General features: G+C 67.7%; 14 protein-coding genes. 5 read left to right on the forward strand and 9 right to left on the reverse strand.

Annotated elements, in window-relative coordinates; genetic code table 11:
* Positions 1-123: 123 nt before the first annotated feature.
* The 7 genes from ACFU6I_RS25965 to ngcE form a co-directional block, all read right to left on the reverse strand.
* Positions 124-1,428 carry a sugar ABC transporter permease gene (locus ACFU6I_RS25965; RefSeq protein WP_384371032.1) on the reverse strand — a complete coding sequence of 435 codons (1,305 nt, stop codon included), beginning with the start codon at positions 1,426-1,428 and terminating at the stop codon, positions 124-126.
* Complete coding sequence (locus ACFU6I_RS25970) at positions 1,425-2,213, reverse strand: ATP-binding cassette domain-containing protein (protein WP_328886390.1); 789 nt, start codon at positions 2,211-2,213, stop codon at positions 1,425-1,427. Before ACFU6I_RS25970 ends, ACFU6I_RS25965 begins: the two co-directional genes overlap by 4 nt.
* Positions 2,214-2,464: 251 nt before the next feature.
* Complete coding sequence (locus tag ACFU6I_RS25975) at positions 2,465-3,580, reverse strand: sugar ABC transporter substrate-binding protein (RefSeq protein WP_384371034.1); 1,116 nt, start codon at positions 3,578-3,580, stop codon at positions 2,465-2,467.
* 120 nt (positions 3,581-3,700) lie between these two features.
* Complete coding sequence (locus ACFU6I_RS25980) at positions 3,701-4,900, reverse strand: ROK family transcriptional regulator (protein WP_345514103.1); 1,200 nt, start codon at positions 4,898-4,900, stop codon at positions 3,701-3,703.
* Between the two features lie 201 nt (positions 4,901-5,101).
* The gene (locus ACFU6I_RS25985; protein ID WP_384371036.1) at positions 5,102-6,019 is read right to left on the reverse strand and encodes a carbohydrate ABC transporter permease; all 918 of its coding nucleotides are present in this window, start codon (positions 6,017-6,019) and stop codon (positions 5,102-5,104) included.
* Positions 6,019-6,942, reverse strand: a complete 924-nt coding sequence (locus tag ACFU6I_RS25990; RefSeq protein WP_384371038.1) for a carbohydrate ABC transporter permease — start codon at positions 6,940-6,942, stop codon at positions 6,019-6,021. Before ACFU6I_RS25990 ends, ACFU6I_RS25985 begins: the two co-directional genes overlap by 1 nt.
* 50 nt (positions 6,943-6,992) lie before the next feature.
* On the reverse strand, positions 6,993-8,441 hold the full coding sequence (gene ngcE / locus ACFU6I_RS25995; protein ID WP_345514106.1) for an N-acetylglucosamine/diacetylchitobiose ABC transporter substrate-binding protein: 1,449 nt from the start codon (positions 8,439-8,441) through the stop codon (positions 6,993-6,995).
* A gap of 502 nt (positions 8,442-8,943) precedes the next feature.
* On the opposite strand from ngcE, the gene ACFU6I_RS26000 reads away from it, so the two are divergent.
* Positions 8,944-12,792 carry a GH92 family glycosyl hydrolase gene (locus ACFU6I_RS26000; RefSeq protein ID WP_384371040.1) on the forward strand — a complete coding sequence of 1,283 codons (3,849 nt, stop codon included), beginning with the start codon at positions 8,944-8,946 and terminating at the stop codon, positions 12,790-12,792.
* A 244-nt stretch (positions 12,793-13,036) separates the two neighbouring features.
* On the opposite strand, the gene ACFU6I_RS26005 is transcribed toward ACFU6I_RS26000, so the two are convergent.
* Positions 13,037-13,348, reverse strand: coding sequence for a cupin domain-containing protein (locus ACFU6I_RS26005; protein ID WP_384371042.1), 312 nt, complete (start codon positions 13,346-13,348; stop codon positions 13,037-13,039).
* Between the two features lie 179 nt (positions 13,349-13,527).
* On the opposite strand from ACFU6I_RS26005, the gene ACFU6I_RS26010 reads away from it, so the two are divergent.
* Positions 13,528-13,995 (forward strand): hypothetical protein, encoded by a 468-nt coding sequence (locus tag ACFU6I_RS26010; protein ID WP_384371044.1) that lies wholly within the window; start codon positions 13,528-13,530, stop codon positions 13,993-13,995.
* Between the two features lie 15 nt (positions 13,996-14,010).
* Here the strand turns inward: ACFU6I_RS26010 and ACFU6I_RS26015 are convergent, their stop codons facing one another.
* On the reverse strand, positions 14,011-14,655 hold the full coding sequence (locus ACFU6I_RS26015; protein WP_384371062.1) for a histidine phosphatase family protein: 645 nt from the start codon (positions 14,653-14,655) through the stop codon (positions 14,011-14,013).
* 151 nt (positions 14,656-14,806) lie between these two features.
* Between ACFU6I_RS26015 and ACFU6I_RS26020 the strand changes: the two genes are divergently transcribed.
* From ACFU6I_RS26020 to ACFU6I_RS26030, 3 genes are all read left to right on the forward strand, one after another.
* Positions 14,807-15,157: a helix-turn-helix domain-containing protein gene (locus ACFU6I_RS26020; RefSeq protein WP_384371046.1), complete on the forward strand. Its 351-nt coding sequence runs from the start codon at positions 14,807-14,809 to the stop codon at positions 15,155-15,157.
* Positions 15,158-15,201: 44 nt separating this feature from the next.
* Positions 15,202-15,465 (forward strand): DUF397 domain-containing protein, encoded by a 264-nt coding sequence (locus ACFU6I_RS26025; RefSeq protein ID WP_384371048.1) that lies wholly within the window; start codon positions 15,202-15,204, stop codon positions 15,463-15,465.
* A gap of 232 nt (positions 15,466-15,697) precedes the next feature.
* Complete coding sequence (locus ACFU6I_RS26030; RefSeq protein WP_384371050.1) at positions 15,698-17,566, forward strand: FUSC family protein; 1,869 nt, start codon at positions 15,698-15,700, stop codon at positions 17,564-17,566.
* The last annotated feature ends 24 nt before the right edge of the window (positions 17,567-17,590 follow it).

Raw genomic sequence — 17,590 nt, forward strand, 5'->3', positions numbered from 1 at the left:
GTCATCGGGCGGCGTGTTCGGGACCGGATCGGCTGCGGACGTTCCCTTTGATGCGTACGTGCCTGCGTACGTGCGTGTGCCCGGCACCGCGATGGATGCCGGGCACACGCGCGGGTTCCGCGGTCAGGCGCGGCCCGCCGTCTTCTGGGTCTTGCGGGTGACTGCGTCGATGACGACCGTGGCGAGAAGCACACCACCGGTGATCATGTACTGGATCGGCGAGGCGATGCCCTGCAGGGCGAGGCCGTACTGGATCGAGATGATGACCAGCACACCGAGCAGCGCGTTCCAGGTGCGGCCGCGGCCGCCGAAGAGGCTGGTGCCACCGATGACGGCCGCCGCGATGGCGTTCATCAGAAGCTCACCGCTGCCCGCGCCCTGGTTGGCGGAGGTGATCTTGGAGGCGATGAAGAGTCCGCCGATGGCGGCGAAGGTGCCGGAGATCGCGTAGACCGAGGTCCGGATCATCACCACGTTGATACCGGCGCGGCGGGACGCCTCGACGCTGCCACCGAGCGCGAAGACCTTGCGGCCGTACGAGGTGCGGCGCAGGGCGAAGTCGGTCGCCACCAGCATGAACAGGAAGATCACCACGGCGAGCGGCAGACCCTTGTACTGGTTGAACATGATGGCGACGGCGAAGGCCACCACGGCCAGCGCGACCGTGCGCACGATGATCTCGCTGAGCGGGCGGGACGGGACGCCCACCGCCTCACGGCGACGGTTGTCGAAGAAGGACGACAGGAAGTACGCCGCCACGGCGACTGCGGCAAGGCCGTAGCCGGCCGCGACATCGCTGAAGTAGTAGCTGGTCAGCTTGGCGACCAGACCCTCGGAGTCGAGGTTGATGGTGCCGTTGGAGCCGAGGATCTGGAGCATGAAGCCGTTCCAGAACAGCAGACCGGCCAGGGTGACGGCGAAGGCGGGGACACCGATCTTGGCGAAGACGTAGCCGTGGATCGCGCCGGCCGCTGCGCCGGTGAGGATCGCCAGGATCAGGGCCAGCCACTCGGACATGCCGTGGGTGACATTGAGGACCGCGAAGGTGGCGCCCGCGACACCGCTGACCGAGCCGACCGAGAGGTCGATCTCGCCGAGCAGCAGGACGAAGACAATGCCGACCGCGATCATGCCGGTGCCGACCATGGCGACCGAGATGTCCGAGAGGTTGCCCGCGGTGAGGAAGTTCGAGTTGAGGCTCTGGAAGATCGCCCAGATGATGATCAGGCCCACGACGACGGGGATCGAGCCCAGGTCGCCGGCCTTCATCTTGCGCTTGAACTCGCCGAGGTATCCGGAGAGGCCCTGCTCGCGGACGAGCAGCCGGGGGTCGACAGCGGTGACGGAGCCGTCCGCCGCCGCGGGGTTCTCGGCGGGCGCGTCGGCAGTCTTCGCCAGTATCGGCTTGGAGGTGTTGTCGGTGCTCACTTCTGGGCCTCCCCGTTGCGCGCCGCGCGGCGGGTCACGGCATTGTCCGTGGCGCCCGTGATCGCGGAGATGATCTCTTCCTGCGAGGTGGTCGCGACGTCGAAGACGCCGTTGTTGCGGCCCAGCCGGAGCACGGCCACCTTGTCGGCGACCGCCTTGACGTCGGCCATGTTGTGGCTGATGAGGATCACCGCGTGACCGCGCTCGCGCAGCCGCTCGACGAGGTCGAGGACCTGGGCGGTCTGCTCGACACCGAGGGCCGCGGTCGGCTCGTCGAGGATGACGAGCTTCGGCTCGCCGAGCATCGAACGGGCGATGGCCACGGTCTGGCGCTGACCGCCGGAGAGCGAGGCGATCGGGATACGGACGCTGGGTATGCGGATCGACAGCGTGCTGAGAAGCTCGCGGGAGCGGCGCTCCATCTCGACCTCGTTGAGGACACCGAACTTACGGAGCTCCCGGCCGAGGTAGAGGTTGCCGACGACATCGATGTTGTCGCAGAGCGCCAGGTCCTGATAGACGGTCGCGATGCCCAGGTTCTGGGCGTCGTGCGGCCGGTTGATCTGGACGCCCTTGCCCTCCCACTCGATGACTCCGTCATCGATGGGGTGAACCCCGGCGATCGTCTTGACCAGCGTTGATTTACCGGCGCCGTTGTCGCCGACCAGGGCGACCACCTCGCCGGCGTGGACCTCGAGCTCTACATCGGTGAGCGCCTGAACGGCACCGAATCGCTTGGAGACCCCTCGCAACGCCAACACGGGCGTAGCGGACACGTGAACCATCTCCTTCGCCGCCTGACCGGCGGGGATGCCGCGCCGGGGGAGGGCGCGGTGGTCGAGCAGAAGAGAACAAAAGAGTGCGGAGGCGTTCCGCCCGGCGCCCCGCCCGATAGCGGGACGGTTGATGTGCGGGGCGCCGGACAGGCTTCAAGGATGCAAGTCGCCGAGGAATCAGCCGACTTGCTGCCGGAGCGCGGTCAACTCGCCTTGCACACAAGGCGATTGCCCGACCGCGCTCACGGCGAGGGCGCAGCCTACTTCAGGCCGAGCTTGTCGCAGGCGGCCTTGTAGTTGGCCGTGCAGATCTCGTCCAGCGTGTAGACGCCGTCCTTGAGGACGGTGTCCTTGATGTTGTCCTTGGTCAGCGAGACGACCGGGACCAGGAACGTGGGAACGCCCTTGTTGGTGGGGCTGTCGACCGTGGAGGTGGCGATCGAGTCGAGGCTCTTGCCCTGGGCCAGCGCCACGGCCATCGCGGCAGCGGCCTCGCCCTCGGGGCCGTACGGCTTGTAGACGCTCATGAACTGCTCACCGGCGACGATGCGCTGCACGCCGGCCAGTTCGGCGTCCTGGCCGGTCACCGGCGGGAGCTTGGAGAGACCGGCGGCCTTGAGGGCGGTGATGATGCCGCCCGCCATGCCGTCGTTGGCGGAGTAGACGCCGTCGATCTTGCCCTTGCCCAGGGCCGAGATCGCCGCCTCCATGTTGGCGTTGGCGTTCTCCGGCTTCCACTCCTTGGTGTCGTACTCCTTGCCGACCTTGACCTTGCCGTCGAGCTCCGCCTTGGCACCCTTCTTGAAGAGCGCGGCGTTCGGGTCGGTGATCGCGCCGTTCATCATCACGATCGTGCCGCCGTCGGCCTTGGAGCCCATGGCCTCCAGCAGGGCCTTGCCCTGGACGTGGCCGACCTCTTCGTTGTCGAAGGAGGTGTAGGCGTCGATCGGACCCTCGGCGAGACGGTCGAAGGCGACGACGGGGATGCCCGCGTCCTTGGCCTTCTTCACCGCGCCCGCGATGGCCTTGGAGTCCACCGAGTCGAGGATCAGCGCGTCGACCTTGTTGGTGATCATGGTGTCGACCTGCTGCGTCTGCAGCGTGGCGTCCTGCTTGGCGTTGGCGTAGACGACCTTCGCCTTGTCGCCGGTGAGTTCGCTGATCTTCTTCTCGATGATCGGCTTGTCGAACTTCTCGTACCGGGCCGTCTGGTTCTCGGGAAGGAGCAGACCGATCTTGAGATCGTTGCCCTTCTTCGCGGAGCCGGTGTCCGTGGCCTTGTCGCCGGACTCCTTGGCACTCCCGCAAGCGGCGAGCGAGACAGCCATCGCGGTGGCGGCAACGGCAACGGCGGCACGACGCATACGCGTGTTCATTCTCGAACCTCCCTGACGAGGCCGCGACGTTGCGGCCGAGGTGGCTGGAAGTCAACTCGGCTGCGACGTCAGCGTCAAGGAGTAAATCCTTAACGAGATGACAACGGTGCCATTCGTTATCTAAGTGAAGGCAGGTGTGGCCGTGGGCAGAGTGCTCTCCAAAAGGGTCGAATCCCCCATTTCGCTGAGCACGAGAGCCAGCGCACCGAGCACCTCGGCCCGACCGCCGAGGGCCCCCGGAAGGACCGACAACTGCCGGGCGGCGCTGGGGATGGCGTAGCGCGACACCGAGTCGCGGATCGGCCCGAGCACCAGCTCCCCCGCCTCGGCGAGGGAGCCGCCGAGGACCACCCGGCTGGGGTTGAGCAGGTTGCACAGGTTGGCGACGCCGCTGCCGATGTGCCGCCCGACGTCCCCGATCACCCGGCGACAGCCCGGATCGCCCTCCCGGGCCAGCTGGACCACCCGTTCCATCGTGAGATCGGGCCCGTGGCTGGGCTGGAGCAGGGGCAGGACGTACCGCGCGGCCGTGAAGGTCTCCAGGCATCCGCGGTTGCCGCAGCGGCAGACAGGACCCGATTCGTCGAGCGTGATGTGGCCGATCTCGCCGGCCGTGCCGCCCGGCCCCCGGTAGATGTGTCCGTCGATCACCAGACCGGCGCCGACACCGCTTGCGACCTTGATGTACGCGAGGTCCTTGACCCCCCTGCCGCTCCCCCAGACCAGCTCTCCCAGCGCCCCGAGGTTGGCGTCGTTGTCGACGTACACCGGCACGCCCAGCCGTGCGGCGAGCTCCTCGCTCGGGTTGATGCCCGTCCAGCCCGGCAGGATCGACGTGGAGCCCAGCGTGCCGGACTCCACATCGATCGGACCGGGAACGCCGAGGCCCACTCCGATCACCTTGTCCGGGCCGATCCCGGTCGTCTCGATCAGCCGCTTGACCAGCTGTTCCGCCCGACCGAAGCCCTCCGCGGACGAGGCGTCCACGTCCAGCGGCTCGGACTCCTCGGCGAGCACCTGGTGGGCAAGGTTGCCGACCGCCACCCGCAGATGCGTATGTCCGAAGTCGACGCCGATCACGATGCCCGCGTCACCGCTCAGGGAGACGCTGCGGGCCCGGCGGCCGCCCGCCGAGGTGGGGGTCACCTCGACCGTGCCGCCGTCCTTCAGTTCGCGAACGATATTGGAGACCGTGGCCGCGGAGAGGCCGGTGCTTCTGGCGATCTCCGCCTGGGTGAGCGAACCCGCCATACGTACGGCACGCACGACCCGCTCGAGGTTGGCGCGATGCAGAGATGTCTGCGACCCCGGAGTCTCCATCGACTCTCTCACTCCTACCGTTTTCTCTAACATGTGAACTCTAAGCTGAGCGTTTTGGGGCACTCCCCGTCAAGACCTTGAGCAGTCCGAGCCTCGGATGAGCGGACCGGCCCCGATGTGCGGACACGAAGAACGGACGAACCGCCGGTCGGCACAGGGCCGACGGGCGGTTCGTCCGTCCATGCGGTGTCCGGCGGGCCGCTACTTCACGGCTCCCGCGGTCAGGCCCGCGACGACCTGACGCTGGAAGACGATGTAGGCCGCGAGGACCGGCAGCATCGCCATCACCAGACCGGCGAAGAGGCCGGACCAGTCACCCTTGTATCCCTGACTGGTGGCCAGTTCGACCAGGCCCTGGGAGAGCACCCGGTGATCCGGTTCGGTGTTCAGCACCGTCGGCAGCATGTACTGGTTCCACTGCCCCAGGAAGTTGAAGATACCGACGCTGATCAGGCCGGGCTTCGCCATCGGCAGCATGACCTGGAAGAACGTCCGGGTGTGCGACGCCCCGTCGAGCATCGCCGCTTCCGCCACCGAGGTCGGCAGCGTCCGGAAGAACGAGGTGAGGAAGAAGACGGTGAAGGGCAGGGAGTACGCGATGTAGACCAGGATCAGTCCGTGCACCGTGTTCAGCAGTCCCATGTTGTTCATCACGAAGAACAGCGGGACCAGCGCCAGGATGATCGGGAAGCTCATCCCGCCGATGAAGAGGAAGTACAGGAAGCGGTTCCCCGGGAAGTCGAACCGCGCCAGTACGTACGCCGCCATGGAACCGAGCAGCAGCGTACCGATGAGCGAGCCGCCCACCACGACGATCGTGTTGAAGAAGTAATCGCTCATGTGCGCCTGACTCCAGGCGCGCGACCAGTTCTCGAAGTGAAGCTTGTCGGGCAGCGACCACGGCGTCGACAGGATCGAGTCGTCCGTCTTGAAGGACGCCATCACCGCCCAGAGCAGCGGCATGACGACCAGGATCGCCCAGATGATCAGCACGCCGTGCGAGAAGACGTTGAGGACGGAGCCCTCGCTGCTCTTCTCCGTCTTGCCGCCGGGCACGGTCACCGTCGACACGGGCACGCGGTCCGCCGCAGGCGCGGGAGGGGTGTCAGTGGTCTTCATCAGAACTCCAGCCGCTCGCGCCGGCCCAGTCGCATCACGATGGCCGCGAAGGCCATGGTGACGATGAGCAGTCCGACACCGATCGTTGTTGCGTATCCTGCCTGGCCGTCACGGAAGGCCGTCTGGTACACGTACAGCGGCAGGACCGTGGTCGAGTAGTCGGGACCACCGGGACCCACGGTCATGACCTGTACGGCCGTGAACGCCTCCACGCCGAGCGCCAGAATTCCCATGTAGACCCAGCCCGACTGCACCGTGTCCCAGAGCAGCGGCAGAGTGATCCGGAAGAACGTCGTGATGCGGTTGGCACCGTCGAGGAGCGCCGCCTCGTAGAAGTCCTTCGGAATGGACGCCATTCCGGCGGAGAACAGGACGACGAAGAATCCGACCGTCGACCAGATCAGCACCGACATGACGCAGATGAGCGCGAGGCTCGGATCGCCCAGCCAGTCCGGCTGGACGGAGCCGAGACCGATGCCCTTCAGGGTCGAATTCAGCATCCCGTCACTGGGGTTGAACGCGAACTGGAAGAGCAGGGCGACGATCACGATCGAGAGCACCTGTGGGAAGAAATAGGCGATCTTGTAGAAGCTCGAGCCCCGCACGCCGGCGACCGTGGCGTTCTTGCGCCGTCGGCCGCCGACATTGAGCATGAAGGCGAAGAAAAGCGCGAGGCCCAGCGTCACCAGCGGCAGCAGCAGCACGAGCAACACGCTGTGCTGCAAGGACTTCCAGAAGATGTCGTCCTTCAGCATCCTGGTGTAGTTGTCGAAGCCGACCATCTTGAAGTCCGGGCTCAGACCGGTCCAGTCCGTGAAGGAATAGTAGATGGACTGGATGAACGGCCAAATGACGAAGACCGCGTACAACGCCAGTGGGACTGTCAAGAACCCCACAATGAAGCGGTACTTGCCGTGCTGCATCGTTTACCGACCCCGATCTTTCCGCGGGTGCCGCCGCTGGTGACGGTTGCTCACTGGTGCTTGTAGTGCTTGATGGACTGGTCCTTGGCCGCCGCGTCCGCGAAGGCCTGGATCTTCTGGATGGCCTCGGCCGGGGTCGCGCGGCCCGCCATCATCTCGCCGATGCCGGCGACGCCGATCTGCTCCTTCTGGAGCTTCACGTACCAGTCCTGCAGGCGCGGGTTCACCACGTTGTCGCCGGCCTTCTTCAGCGCGTCGACGCCGGACTGCATGGCCGTGGACAGGGTCAGACCGTCGGTGCCACCGTTGAAGGCGCTGAGGGACTTGACCTGCTTGGTGAAGTTCTTCGAGGACTCCTCGGAGAGCATGATGCGCAGCTGCTCCATGCCGCCCTCGGGGTTCTTCGCCTTGGCCGGGACGACGAAGGGCTCACCGCCGGAGGCCCAGATGGTGCCGAAGGGCATCTTGTCGGACGCGTCCAGGCTGGACGGCGCCGCGACCATCATCTTGAAGTCCTTGGGCGTGGTGGGCGCCGCCTCGTTCTCCACCCACGAACCGTTCGGGATGAAGAGCGCCTTGCCCTTGGTCCACGCGGTCTGCGACTGGATGTGGGTCATGCCCGGGGTGCCCTTGAGGATGTACCCCTTCTTGTACAGCTCGTAGTACGCCTCGAACGCCGCCTTGACCGCGGGGTCCTTCCAGGCGTTCGGCTCCAGGTTGTCGATCTTGTCGAGAACCTCCCGGCCACCGATCTTGGCGATGAACGGGTAGAGCGAGAACGGCAGGTAGTACGGGTACTTACCGGCGTACGTCCAGCCGGCGATGCCCTTCTTCTTCGCCTTCTCGCAGAGGGCGAGCATGTCGTCCCAGGTCTCGGGGTACTGCGCGTCGAGGTTGTCCAGCGCGGTCTGCGAGTACCAGACACCGTAGACCGTGTACGCGTAGTACATGATCCAGACCGGGTCGCCGTCGAACTGGCCCATTTCCAGGACACCGGGACGCAGCGTGTCGCGGACCTTCTTGCTCGGGTCGTCGATGGACGGGGCGTCCATCAGCGGCGTCAGGTCGAGCAGCTGCTTCTTGCCGACGAGGACACCCATGTCCATCTGCTCGGCACCCGAGTTGTCGATCAGGTCCGGCGGGGTGCCACCGTTGAAGCGCGGCTGCAGCTGCGACTGGATCTTCTGGGTCGCGGTGTGCTTGACCTTCGGGGCCTTGGGGAAGGCCTCGTTGTACTTCTTCTCCGCGTCGATCGCGTACTGCTGTCCGAAACCGCCGTCGAAGATGACGACGTCGAGGGCAGCGGTCTCATTGACGCCGAGCGGGTTCTTGGCGCTCGTCTTGCCCTTCTTGACCGAGTCGTCGGTGCCGCTGTCGCTACTCGCACACGCCGACAGGAAGCTCATGGTCGGAACGGTGATCAGACCGAGTGCGGCAGACCGCTTGATCACGTCGCGACGGCCGAGGCCCTCATTCGTGTGGCCGGAGGTGGATCCCATGCTCAAGTCCTCGCCTTCTCCAGGACTCAGGCGGTGTGTACCGGTCGCCCGTCGAAATTCGCCTCAGGCGAAGGGCCCCGCCACCGCGGTCAGTTGCGCTTGGGTCGTGCTGATTTTGCAGGCTTGCCGGATGCAGTGGGGGATTCGGGAGATCGAGCGGCGGATGCACCTCGTGGCATCCCCTCGACCGTTCCCCCGGCCCCCTTGTCCGCCCGCGCGGAAAACGGCGGGGCAGACGCCGACAGGTATAGTCCACTTGCAGCCAACTGAGCAAGATCGAATGCAGCTTTGGACTGCAGTCTTTCCCGAGTTGAGACCTCGCAGATACATGGGCCCCGTGCGCCCTCGTCCGGGTGTAACGATTTCCGCAATACGGTCGATTCGCCCGACCGTTCGTGCCCAACACCCTTGACACATCCAGCCACTTGGCTCCCTACTGGATCCTGCGCATCGCTCTGACAACGTTGTCCACCGCGCACTTCCTCGGGAGGATTGGCTCGGCATGCAGCCCCGACATGGTTCTCGCAAGAGACAAAGCCGCACAGCCGCACTCATTGCGGCTTCACTGGTCCTGGTCGCGACCGCCCCGACGGCGGCCGTCGCCCAGTCGGCACGTTCCCTCGAAAGGGGTGAAAAGCCCACAGCCGACCAGACGTTCACCTCCTCGTTCGAGGCAGACGAAAAGCAGCCGGACTGGCGCAATACCGTCGAGGAGGGGTCTGACGGGACGAAGCGGTCGTCGGGTATCGATGGCGGCTTCTCATCCGGAATACCGGGCAATGTCACGGACAAGGTCACGGATGTCCGCGCCAGTGACGAGAACACCGGCGGTGGTGAGGTGAAGGAGAACCTCATCGACGGGGAGTCCGCCACCAAGTGGCTGACCTTCGAGCCCACCGGCTGGCTGGAGTTCGATCTCGCCGAACCGGTCAAGGTCGTGACCTACGCGCTCACCTCGGCCAACGACTACGACGAGCGCGACCCGAGGAACTGGACGCTCCAGGGCTCCGCCGACGGCAGGACGTGGGTGGACCTCGACTCCCGGACCGACCAGTCCTTCAGCGAGCGCTTCCAGACCAAGTCGTACGACATCACGACCGACACGGCCTACCAGCACTTCCGTCTGGACATCACGAAGAACAACGGCGCCTCGAACATCACTCAGCTCGCCGACGTCCAGTTCTCCGACGGCAACACCGGCACGCCGGCGCCCGACGAGATGCGCAGTCAGATCGACCGCGGTCCGTCCGGCTCCCCCACGGCCAAGGCCGGCGCGGGCTTCACGGGCAAGAAGGCTCTGCGCTACGCGGGCACGCACAAGGCGGACGGCCGGGCGTACTCGTACAACAAGATCTTCGACGTCGACACGGCCGTCACCCGGGACACCGAGCTCTCCTACCTCGTCTACCCGCAGATGGGAGAGACGGACCTCTCGTACCCGGCCACGCACGTGGCGGTCGACCTCGCGTTCACCGACGGCACGTACCTGAGCGATCTGGGTGCCACCGACAGCCACGGCGGTCCGCTGACCCCGCAGGGCCAGGCCGACGCCAAGCGGCTGTACGTCAACCAGTGGAACAAGGTCGCCTCGCGCATCGGCACGGTCGCCGCCGGGAAGACCGTCGACCGGATCCTGGTGGCGTACGACTCCCCCAAGGGCCCGGCGAAGTTCCAGGGCTGGATCGACGACATCAAGATCGCCCCGAAGGCCCCGGAGGGGCGCCGGGCGCACCTGTCCGACTACGCGTCGACGGTACGGGGCACCAACTCCAGCGGCGGCTTCTCGCGTGGCAACAACTTCCCCGCCACCGCTGTCCCGAACGGCTTCAACTTCTGGACGCCGGTCACCAACGCCGCCTCGACGAGCTGGCTGTACGACTACCAGCGCGCCAACAACGACGACAACCTGCCCACTCTCCAGGCGTTCAGCGCGAGTCATGAGCCGAGCCCGTGGATGGGCGACCGGCAGACGTTCCAGCTGATGCCGTCGGTGGCCAAGGACACCCCGGACGCCTCCCGCACGGCGCGCGCGCTGCCGTTCAAGCACGAGAACGAGACGGCGAAGCCGCACTACTACGGAGTGACGTTCGAGAACGGCCTCAAGGCCGAGATGACGCCGACCGACCACGCGGCGCGGATGCGGTTCACGTACCCCGGAGACGACGCGTCCATCGTCTTCGACAACATCTCCAACGACGGCGGACTCACTCTCGACCCGGGGACCAGCTCCTTCACCGGCTTCTCCGACGTGAAGAGCGGCCTCTCCACCGGCGCCACCCGACTCTTCGTCTACGGCGTCTTCGACGCCCCGGTCACCGCGAGCGGCAAGCTCAAGGGCGGCGGCGGTGACGACGTGACGGGCTACCTCCGCTTCGACGCCGGCAAGGACCGTACGGTCAACCTCCGTCTGGCCACCTCGCTGATCAGCATCGACCAGGCGAAGCAGAACCTCGCCGCCGAGATCCCCGCGTCCCGCTCCTTCGGCCGCGTCGAGGACCGGGCGCAGCAGGCCTGGGACGACATCCTGGGACGGGTGGAGGTCGAGGGCGCCGACGCCGACCAGCTGACGACGCTCTACTCCAGCCTGTACCGGCTGTACCTCTACCCGAACTCGGGCTTCGAGCGGGTCGGCGGCAAGGACCAGTACGCCAGCCCGTTCTCCCCGCAGATCGGCCCGGACACCCCCACCCACACGGGGGCGAAGATCGTCGACGGCAAGGTGTACGTCAACAACGGCTTCTGGGACACCTACCGGACGACGTGGCCCGCGTACTCGTTCCTCACGCCGGACAAGGCCGGCGAGATGGTCGACGGTTTCGTCCAGCAGTACAAGGACGGCGGCTGGATCTCCCGCTGGTCCTCCCCCGGCTACGCCGACCTGATGACCGGCACCTCGTCGGACGTCGCGTTCGCGGACGCGTACGTCAAGGGCGTGAAGTTCGACGGCGAGGCGGCGTACGAGGCGGCCCTGAAGAACGCCACGGTGGTTCCGCCGTCGTCGGGTGTGGGCCGGAAGGGGATGGTGACGTCCCCGTTCGTGGGATACGCGAACACGTCGACGCACGAGGGTCTGTCCTGGTCGCTGGAGGGCTACCTCAACGACTACGGCCTCGCGCAGATGGGCCAGGCGCTCTACAGGAAGACGAAGAAGGAGCGGTACAAGGAGGAGTCGGAGTACTTCCTGAACCGGGCCCGCAACTATGTCGAGCTGTTCGACTCCAAGGCGGGCTTCTTCCAGGGCAGAAATGCCAAGGGTGACTGGCGGGTCGCCTCCGACACGTACGACCCGCGCATCTGGGGCTACGACTACACGGAGACGAACGGCTGGGGCTACGCGTTCACGGCTCCGCAGGACAGCCGCGGTCTGGCCAACCTGTACGGCGGCCGCGACGGCCTGGCGAAGAAGCTCGACACGTACTTCTCCACCCCGGAGACGGCCGGTCCCGAATTCGTCGGCTCCTACGGCGGTGTCATCCACGAGATGACGGAGGCCCGTGACGTACGGATGGGCATGTACGGCCACAGCAACCAGGTCGCGCACCACGTCACGTACATGTACGACGCGGCGTCGCAGCCCTGGAAGACCCAGGAGAAGGTCCGCGAGGTCCTCGGCCGCCTCTACACGGGCAGTGAGATCGGCCAGGGCTACCACGGCGACGAGGACAACGGCGAGCAGTCGGCCTGGTACCTCTTCTCCTCGCTCGGCTTCTACCCCCTGGTGATGGGCAGTGGCGAGTACGCCATCGGCTCGCCGCTCTTCACGAAGACCACCGTCCACCTGGAGAACGGCCACGACCTCGTGATCAAGGCCCCGAAGAACAGCGCGAAGAACATCTACGTGCAGGGTCTGAAGGTCAACGGCAAGAAGTGGACGTCCACGTCGCTGCCGCACGAGGTGCTCGCCAAGGGCGGCGTCCTGGAGTTCGACATGGGCGCCAAGCCGTCTGCCTGGGGCACGGGCAAGAACGCGGCCCCGACGTCGATCACCCAGGACGACAAGATGCCGTCGCCGAAGAAGGACGTCCTGAAGGGCGAAGGCGCGCTGTTCGACAACACGTCGGCCACGACGACGACGGTGACCGGCGCGGTGGAGCTCCCGGTCGGGTCGGCGACGAAGGCGGTCCAGTACACGCTGACCTCGGGCGCCGCGGCGAAGGCGCCGACGGGCTGGGTCCTGCAGGGCTCGACGGACGGCACGACGTGGAAGGACCTCGACAAGCGGTCCGGGCAGTCGTTCGCCTGGGACAAGCAGACCCGGGTGTTCTCGGTGGGCACGGCGGGAACGTACGCGCACTACCGCCTGGTGCCGGACGGTGAGGGGACGCTGGCGGAGGTGGAACTGATCTCCTGAACTCTCCACTCCTGTGAACGGCCGGTACCTCGGGTGAGGTACCGGCCGTTCGTTCGTCCAACTGGGCGGCGGACCAGCAGTAGCTGGCCTCGACAACCCCGGAAACGCTGTGCGTCGCACGCAGACTGATCCGCCACCGCAGCCGTCGCTCCGGCAGCGGATGCCGAAGAGGACGGATCCCGAAGAGGACGGATCCCGAAGAGGTACGGGGACGGCATCCCCGGCCCCGCCATGGCGCTCGGGCTCAGGACGACACGGCCGCAGCCGATGTCCCCTTGAGCTCGATCTCGACGAAAGCCAGCCAGGCACTGCCGGTATTGACGACATCGTGCTCACCACCGGCCGGGCGGGCGTAGGACTCACCGGCCCGCAACTGCGACTCGGTCACCGACCCGTCGGGCGCGAAGGCACTGATGACACCGTCGACGACCGGCACGACCACATAGTCGTACGCATGGACATGGTGGCCGGTACGCGTCCCGGGCTCGAAGTCCCAGCGGGTGACCCTCACCCGGTCGTCCTCGTGCTGCACGCTCGCGCGCGCGGTTGTCGTCATCGACCTGCTCCTCGCTGTTGGTCCACAGTCGTTCTCCGGGCCATAAAAGCCCACGTCACAGGCTTGATCGCTGTGTCGTACCAGCCGAATATACGTGCCGCCGCCGGCGCCGCACCGGCGCGCCGGGATCCGGCAGGAGGGTCTGTTCAGGGGGCCCTCCCCTCTCCTACGCTGCCGCGATGAGCTGGATAACGGTCGTCAGCACGGTCGCAGGCGCGGTCATCGCCCTCAGTTCGGCGCTGGTCATCGAACATCGCCGGGATCTGCGGGAGACCAGGCGGGAGTGGCGGACGAGCCGACGGGACCTGTACAGCGCCTACTTGTCCGCTCTGGCCAAGGCGCGCAGTGAGCTCTGGGCGATCGCGCGGGACAGGTCCCGGTCCGCGGAGGAGCGCTCCCGGGCCGCCCGCGCCTGCTTCACGGACTGCTACGAACTGCGCTATCAGTTCGAGGTCTTCGCGCCACGAGCAGTCGTCGAACCTGCGCTCCTGTACTTCCGACGGGTCCGTGACCTGCGCGACGCGGTCGCCGACGGTCTCCTCCACGGAATGCCGGAGTACGAGCACCATGCCGCCCAGGTGCTGGAGGCGCTGACCCGGGTGAGGGACGCGATGCGTGCCGACATGGGGACGGACGCGATGGACTGAACGGCGTGGACATGCTCAGGTCTGCTCGGGCGACTCCGGGACGGCGGCGGGGAAGAGACTCTCGGGCAGGGCCAGGTTCAGGGCGGTGATGACGGGCTGCCCATGCTCGGTGCCGAGCCGCGAGACGGCCCCCGTGACGAGCTGGAACATGGCGCCCCCGGCCGGAGCCAGCCCCAGATAGCGGGCGGTGAGCACGCGCAGGAAGTGGGAGTGCGCAACGAGAGCGATGTCCGCGTCCCCCACCTGTTCGGCGGCCGTCCTGACCTCGGTGAGCACGCGGTCGGCACGCTTGCCCACCTCAGCCGGCGTCTCCCCGGGGTGCGCCTCGGGGCCGGGGGTGACGCCATCGGTCCACAGGTTCCACGAGGGACGGGTCCGATGGATCTCGACGGTGGTCACGCCCTCGTAGCCGCCGTAGTCCCACTCCCGCAGGTCAGGTGTGACACGGGGCGAGTCAAGGCCGGCGAGCTCGGCGGTGCGTCGGGCGCGCAGGGCCGGGCTGACCAGGGTGAGCCCGATCTTCCGGCCGGCGATCAGCGGCACGAGAGCACGGGCCTGACGCTCGCCGAGGTCGGTCAGGGGCAGATCGGTGTGGCTCGTGTGCCGACCGTTCCGGGACCACTCGGTCTCGCCGTGCCGGATAAGGATCAACTCGCCCATGGGTGCCATCCGCTCTCTGTACTGTTCGTGCCGCGTGCTGCGAAGGTTGCAAACCCGCTGATCCACGATCGCATTCCGGGCCGTCCACGATGAGGTGGCCGGTACGTCGTTTCCGAGTCCGGCGAGCTGGTGTCCGGCTGCATTCCGCCACATGCCGCAACCCGAGGAACTGGACCGGTACACCGATCCGCGAGCCTTCCACGGCTGCGAGTTGCGCCGCCTGCGCGAGGCCGCCGGGCTGTCCCGGGAGCAGCTGGGCGAGCGGGTGTTCTGCTCGGGCTCGTACATCGGGCGGCTCGGGCCGGCGAACCGGCAACCGCAGATCGACAAGTCCCGCGTCTTCGACCAGCTTTTCGGTAGCGGGGAGCATCTGGAACGGTTGTGCCGGCCGGCCAGGAAGTCGAAGGTGGCGGACCACTTCGCCGATGCCGCGGAACTGGAACAACGGGCAACTGCGATCGACCAGTTCGCCCCGATGGTGATCCCTGGCTCGGCCGCCTGACGCAAGTCGGCCTGCAGCAACGGGGCGGCGGCAGCTGCCTGGAGGTGGCCGACGGCGCTCCGGACCTCGTCCCCGTACGCGACAGCAAGATCACGGGCGGCCCGGTGCTCGTCTTCCGCGCGACCGGCCGGATGTCCTTCATCAAGGGTGTCAAGAGCCATGCGTTCTGCCGCAGTTCAGCAGGGACATCGAAGGTGCGTCCGATCGGGCCACCGCCGCTTCCCGCCTCGGCGGCGCGGGTCGCCGAGGCCCATGAGCGGTGGTGGACCGAACCGGGGTTGCACATCTTCCGGTCGGCCGGGCGGTGATCACATCGCTGAAACCTCACCGTCGTCCTATCGACAAATCACCCGGTTACGGTCGCTCGTATGCGGCCGCCGTCGCCCGCCCCGACAGCCCCGGATCTGTGTCCGGCCGGTGTAAGAGGAGGTCAGCCGTGCGTGTCCCGGCTCGTAGAGGTGTCCGGTCCGGCCGACGGCCCGCGCCCGCCTGGCTCGCCCACGTCGTGAGCCGGGTGCGGCCCCTGTCCCCCGGACCGCGATGGTGCGCGGCGCGCTCGGGGCGGGGCCGCTGCTCGGTGCCGGTATCGCCACGGGACATCCGGGGCCGGGGGTACTCGCGGCACTCGGGGCGATGCTCGCCGGGGTCAACGACCGCCCGGGGACCCGGCGCAAGGGGATGGTGGGCATCGGTCTGCCCGCCGTGGCCGGATCGCTCGGACTGCTCGTCGGCGCCCTGGTTGCCGACAGTGCCGGGCGCTGGGCCGCGGTGCCCGTGCTCTTCCTGGTCGGGTGGCTCTCCGGTGCGCTGAGCGCGGTGGGTGCGCTGTGGTCGGCGGCGGCCCTCCAGATGCTGGTCACCACCACGATCGGCATGGGGATGCCGATGCCGGGGCCTGCCTGGTCCAAGGCCCTCTGCTTCCTCTCCGGCGCGATCTGGCTGCTGCTGTTGCGGCTGGTCCTGCGGGCGCCCGGGCACGGCGGGCCCGCACGGTCGGCCGGCGAGCACGAGGCGGTCGCCGACGTCTTCGACGCCCTGGCGGACGCGCTCAACGCCCTCGGCGGGCCGCATGCCACCGCTGCGCGTCGCAGGCTGGTCGCCGCGCAGCAGCAGGCGGACGAGGCCCTGCGTCTCATGCGGCTGCTGCCCTGGCCCGGCCGGGTCGGTGCCGCGGGCCATCCACTCGCCGAACGATTCGGCGCGGCGGTCGCGCTGTGCGAGGCGAGCATCGCGCTGCTGTGGGAGGGGCGGGCCGTCCCCCGCGAGGTCGCCGACGGACCCCGTCGACTGGCCGCCGCCGTGCGGACCGGCGGTCCTGCGGGGCTGTTGCCGAGCCCGGTGTCGGACTCGGTCGAGCGGGCGGCGTTCGACCGTGCGCTGCTTCAGGCCGCCGTCGTCTTCGACCGTACGCTGCACGGCGCTGCCGCCCCGGGCACGCGGAACACCGCCGCGCCGTCCCGGTCCTGGCGGAGCATGGTCTTGCCGGCGGGGCGGGAGTACGGGCTGCGGGTGGCGCTCTGTGTCGCGGTCACCGGTGCGGTCGCCCTGATCCTGCACGAGGTCCACTGGTACTGGCTGCCGGCCACCGCCGCGTTCCTGGTGAAGCCGGACATGGGGCCGTTGTTCTCCCGGGTGGTGAACCGGTTCGCGGGCACGGTCGCCGGAGTCCTGGCGTTTCTGTTGTGCACCACGGTTCTCGGCGGGCTCGGCGCTCCGGCCACGGTGGCGCTGGTCGTCGTGGGCGCAGCGCTGCTCCCGTTCTCCGTCCGGCACTTCGGTCTGCAGACCGCCGTGATCACGGTGCTGGTGCTCTCCTTCGTCCGCACGGCAGGTGACACGGAGGCCGCGCCGGCCCGGCTGCTGGAGACCTCGCTGGCCTGCGCCATCGTGCTGCTCGTCGGGCACCTTCCCCGGCTGGCCGATCCCCGGGTGCGGGTGGGGCACCGATACGCGGTCACCCTGCGCTGCACGGAGCGGTATCTGCGCCATGTGCTGACCGGACCGGGAGGGGCGCACGACCCGCGCAGGTCGGGCGCAGAGGGTCTGGCCCTGCGCAACACCGCGTACCGTGCGCTCGCCGAGGCACAGGCGGCAGCCGAGACGGCGGCTGCCGAACTGCCGGGCCCGTACGGCGGGAAGAAGCGTGACTGGGCGGCCGTGACGGCCTCCGCCGAACTCATCGTCGACGCGGCGACCGTATGTGCGCTGCGGGTCGAGCTCGGCGTACCCCGGCCGTCGCCCGCCGAGGTGGAGCAGGTGACGAGTGCGTTGTCGGCGACGGCCGACGCACTGGAGGACGGTCATGGCGCGACATGGGCCGCGCCGGGTGCGGGGCCGCGCGACTGCCACTCGCTGCGGGACGTCATGACCCAGCTGCACGGCATTCACACGCTCACCACCGCCGCGTGACGCCGAAGGGCCGCATCCCGGTGA

The sequence above is a fragment of the Streptomyces sp. NPDC057486 genome, from assembly GCF_042802415.1.
Taxonomy (GTDB): Bacteria; Actinomycetota; Actinomycetes; order Streptomycetales; family Streptomycetaceae; genus Streptomyces; species Streptomyces yanii.

What these genes read in the sequence shown, in the direction of transcription:
- ACFU6I_RS25980 (WP_345514103.1), bottom strand. Translation starts at nt 4,900, where the DNA reads ATGGAGACTCCGGGGTCGCAGACATCTCTGCATCGCGCCAACCTCGAG.
- ACFU6I_RS26015 (WP_384371062.1), bottom strand. Translation starts at nt 14,655, where the DNA reads ATGGGCGAGTTGATCCTTATCCGGCACGGCGAGACCGAGTGGTCCCGG.
- ACFU6I_RS26010 (WP_384371044.1), top strand. Translation starts at nt 13,528, where the DNA reads ATGAGCTGGATAACGGTCGTCAGCACGGTCGCAGGCGCGGTCATCGCC.
- ACFU6I_RS25970 (WP_328886390.1), bottom strand. Translation starts at nt 2,213, where the DNA reads ATGGTTCACGTGTCCGCTACGCCCGTGTTGGCGTTGCGAGGGGTCTCC.
- ACFU6I_RS26020 (WP_384371046.1), top strand. Translation starts at nt 14,807, where the DNA reads ATGCCGCAACCCGAGGAACTGGACCGGTACACCGATCCGCGAGCCTTC.
- ACFU6I_RS26000 (WP_384371040.1), top strand. Translation starts at nt 8,944, where the DNA reads ATGCAGCCCCGACATGGTTCTCGCAAGAGACAAAGCCGCACAGCCGCA.
- ACFU6I_RS25975 (WP_384371034.1), bottom strand. Translation starts at nt 3,580, where the DNA reads ATGAACACGCGTATGCGTCGTGCCGCCGTTGCCGTTGCCGCCACCGCG.
- ACFU6I_RS26030 (WP_384371050.1), top strand. Translation starts at nt 15,698, where the DNA reads ATGGTGCGCGGCGCGCTCGGGGCGGGGCCGCTGCTCGGTGCCGGTATC.
- ACFU6I_RS25985 (WP_384371036.1), bottom strand. Translation starts at nt 6,019, where the DNA reads ATGAAGACCACTGACACCCCTCCCGCGCCTGCGGCGGACCGCGTGCCC.
- ACFU6I_RS26005 (WP_384371042.1), bottom strand. Translation starts at nt 13,348, where the DNA reads ATGACGACAACCGCGCGCGCGAGCGTGCAGCACGAGGACGACCGGGTG.
- ngcE (WP_345514106.1), bottom strand. Translation starts at nt 8,441, where the DNA reads ATGGGATCCACCTCCGGCCACACGAATGAGGGCCTCGGCCGTCGCGAC.
- ACFU6I_RS25990 (WP_384371038.1), bottom strand. Translation starts at nt 6,942, where the DNA reads ATGCAGCACGGCAAGTACCGCTTCATTGTGGGGTTCTTGACAGTCCCA.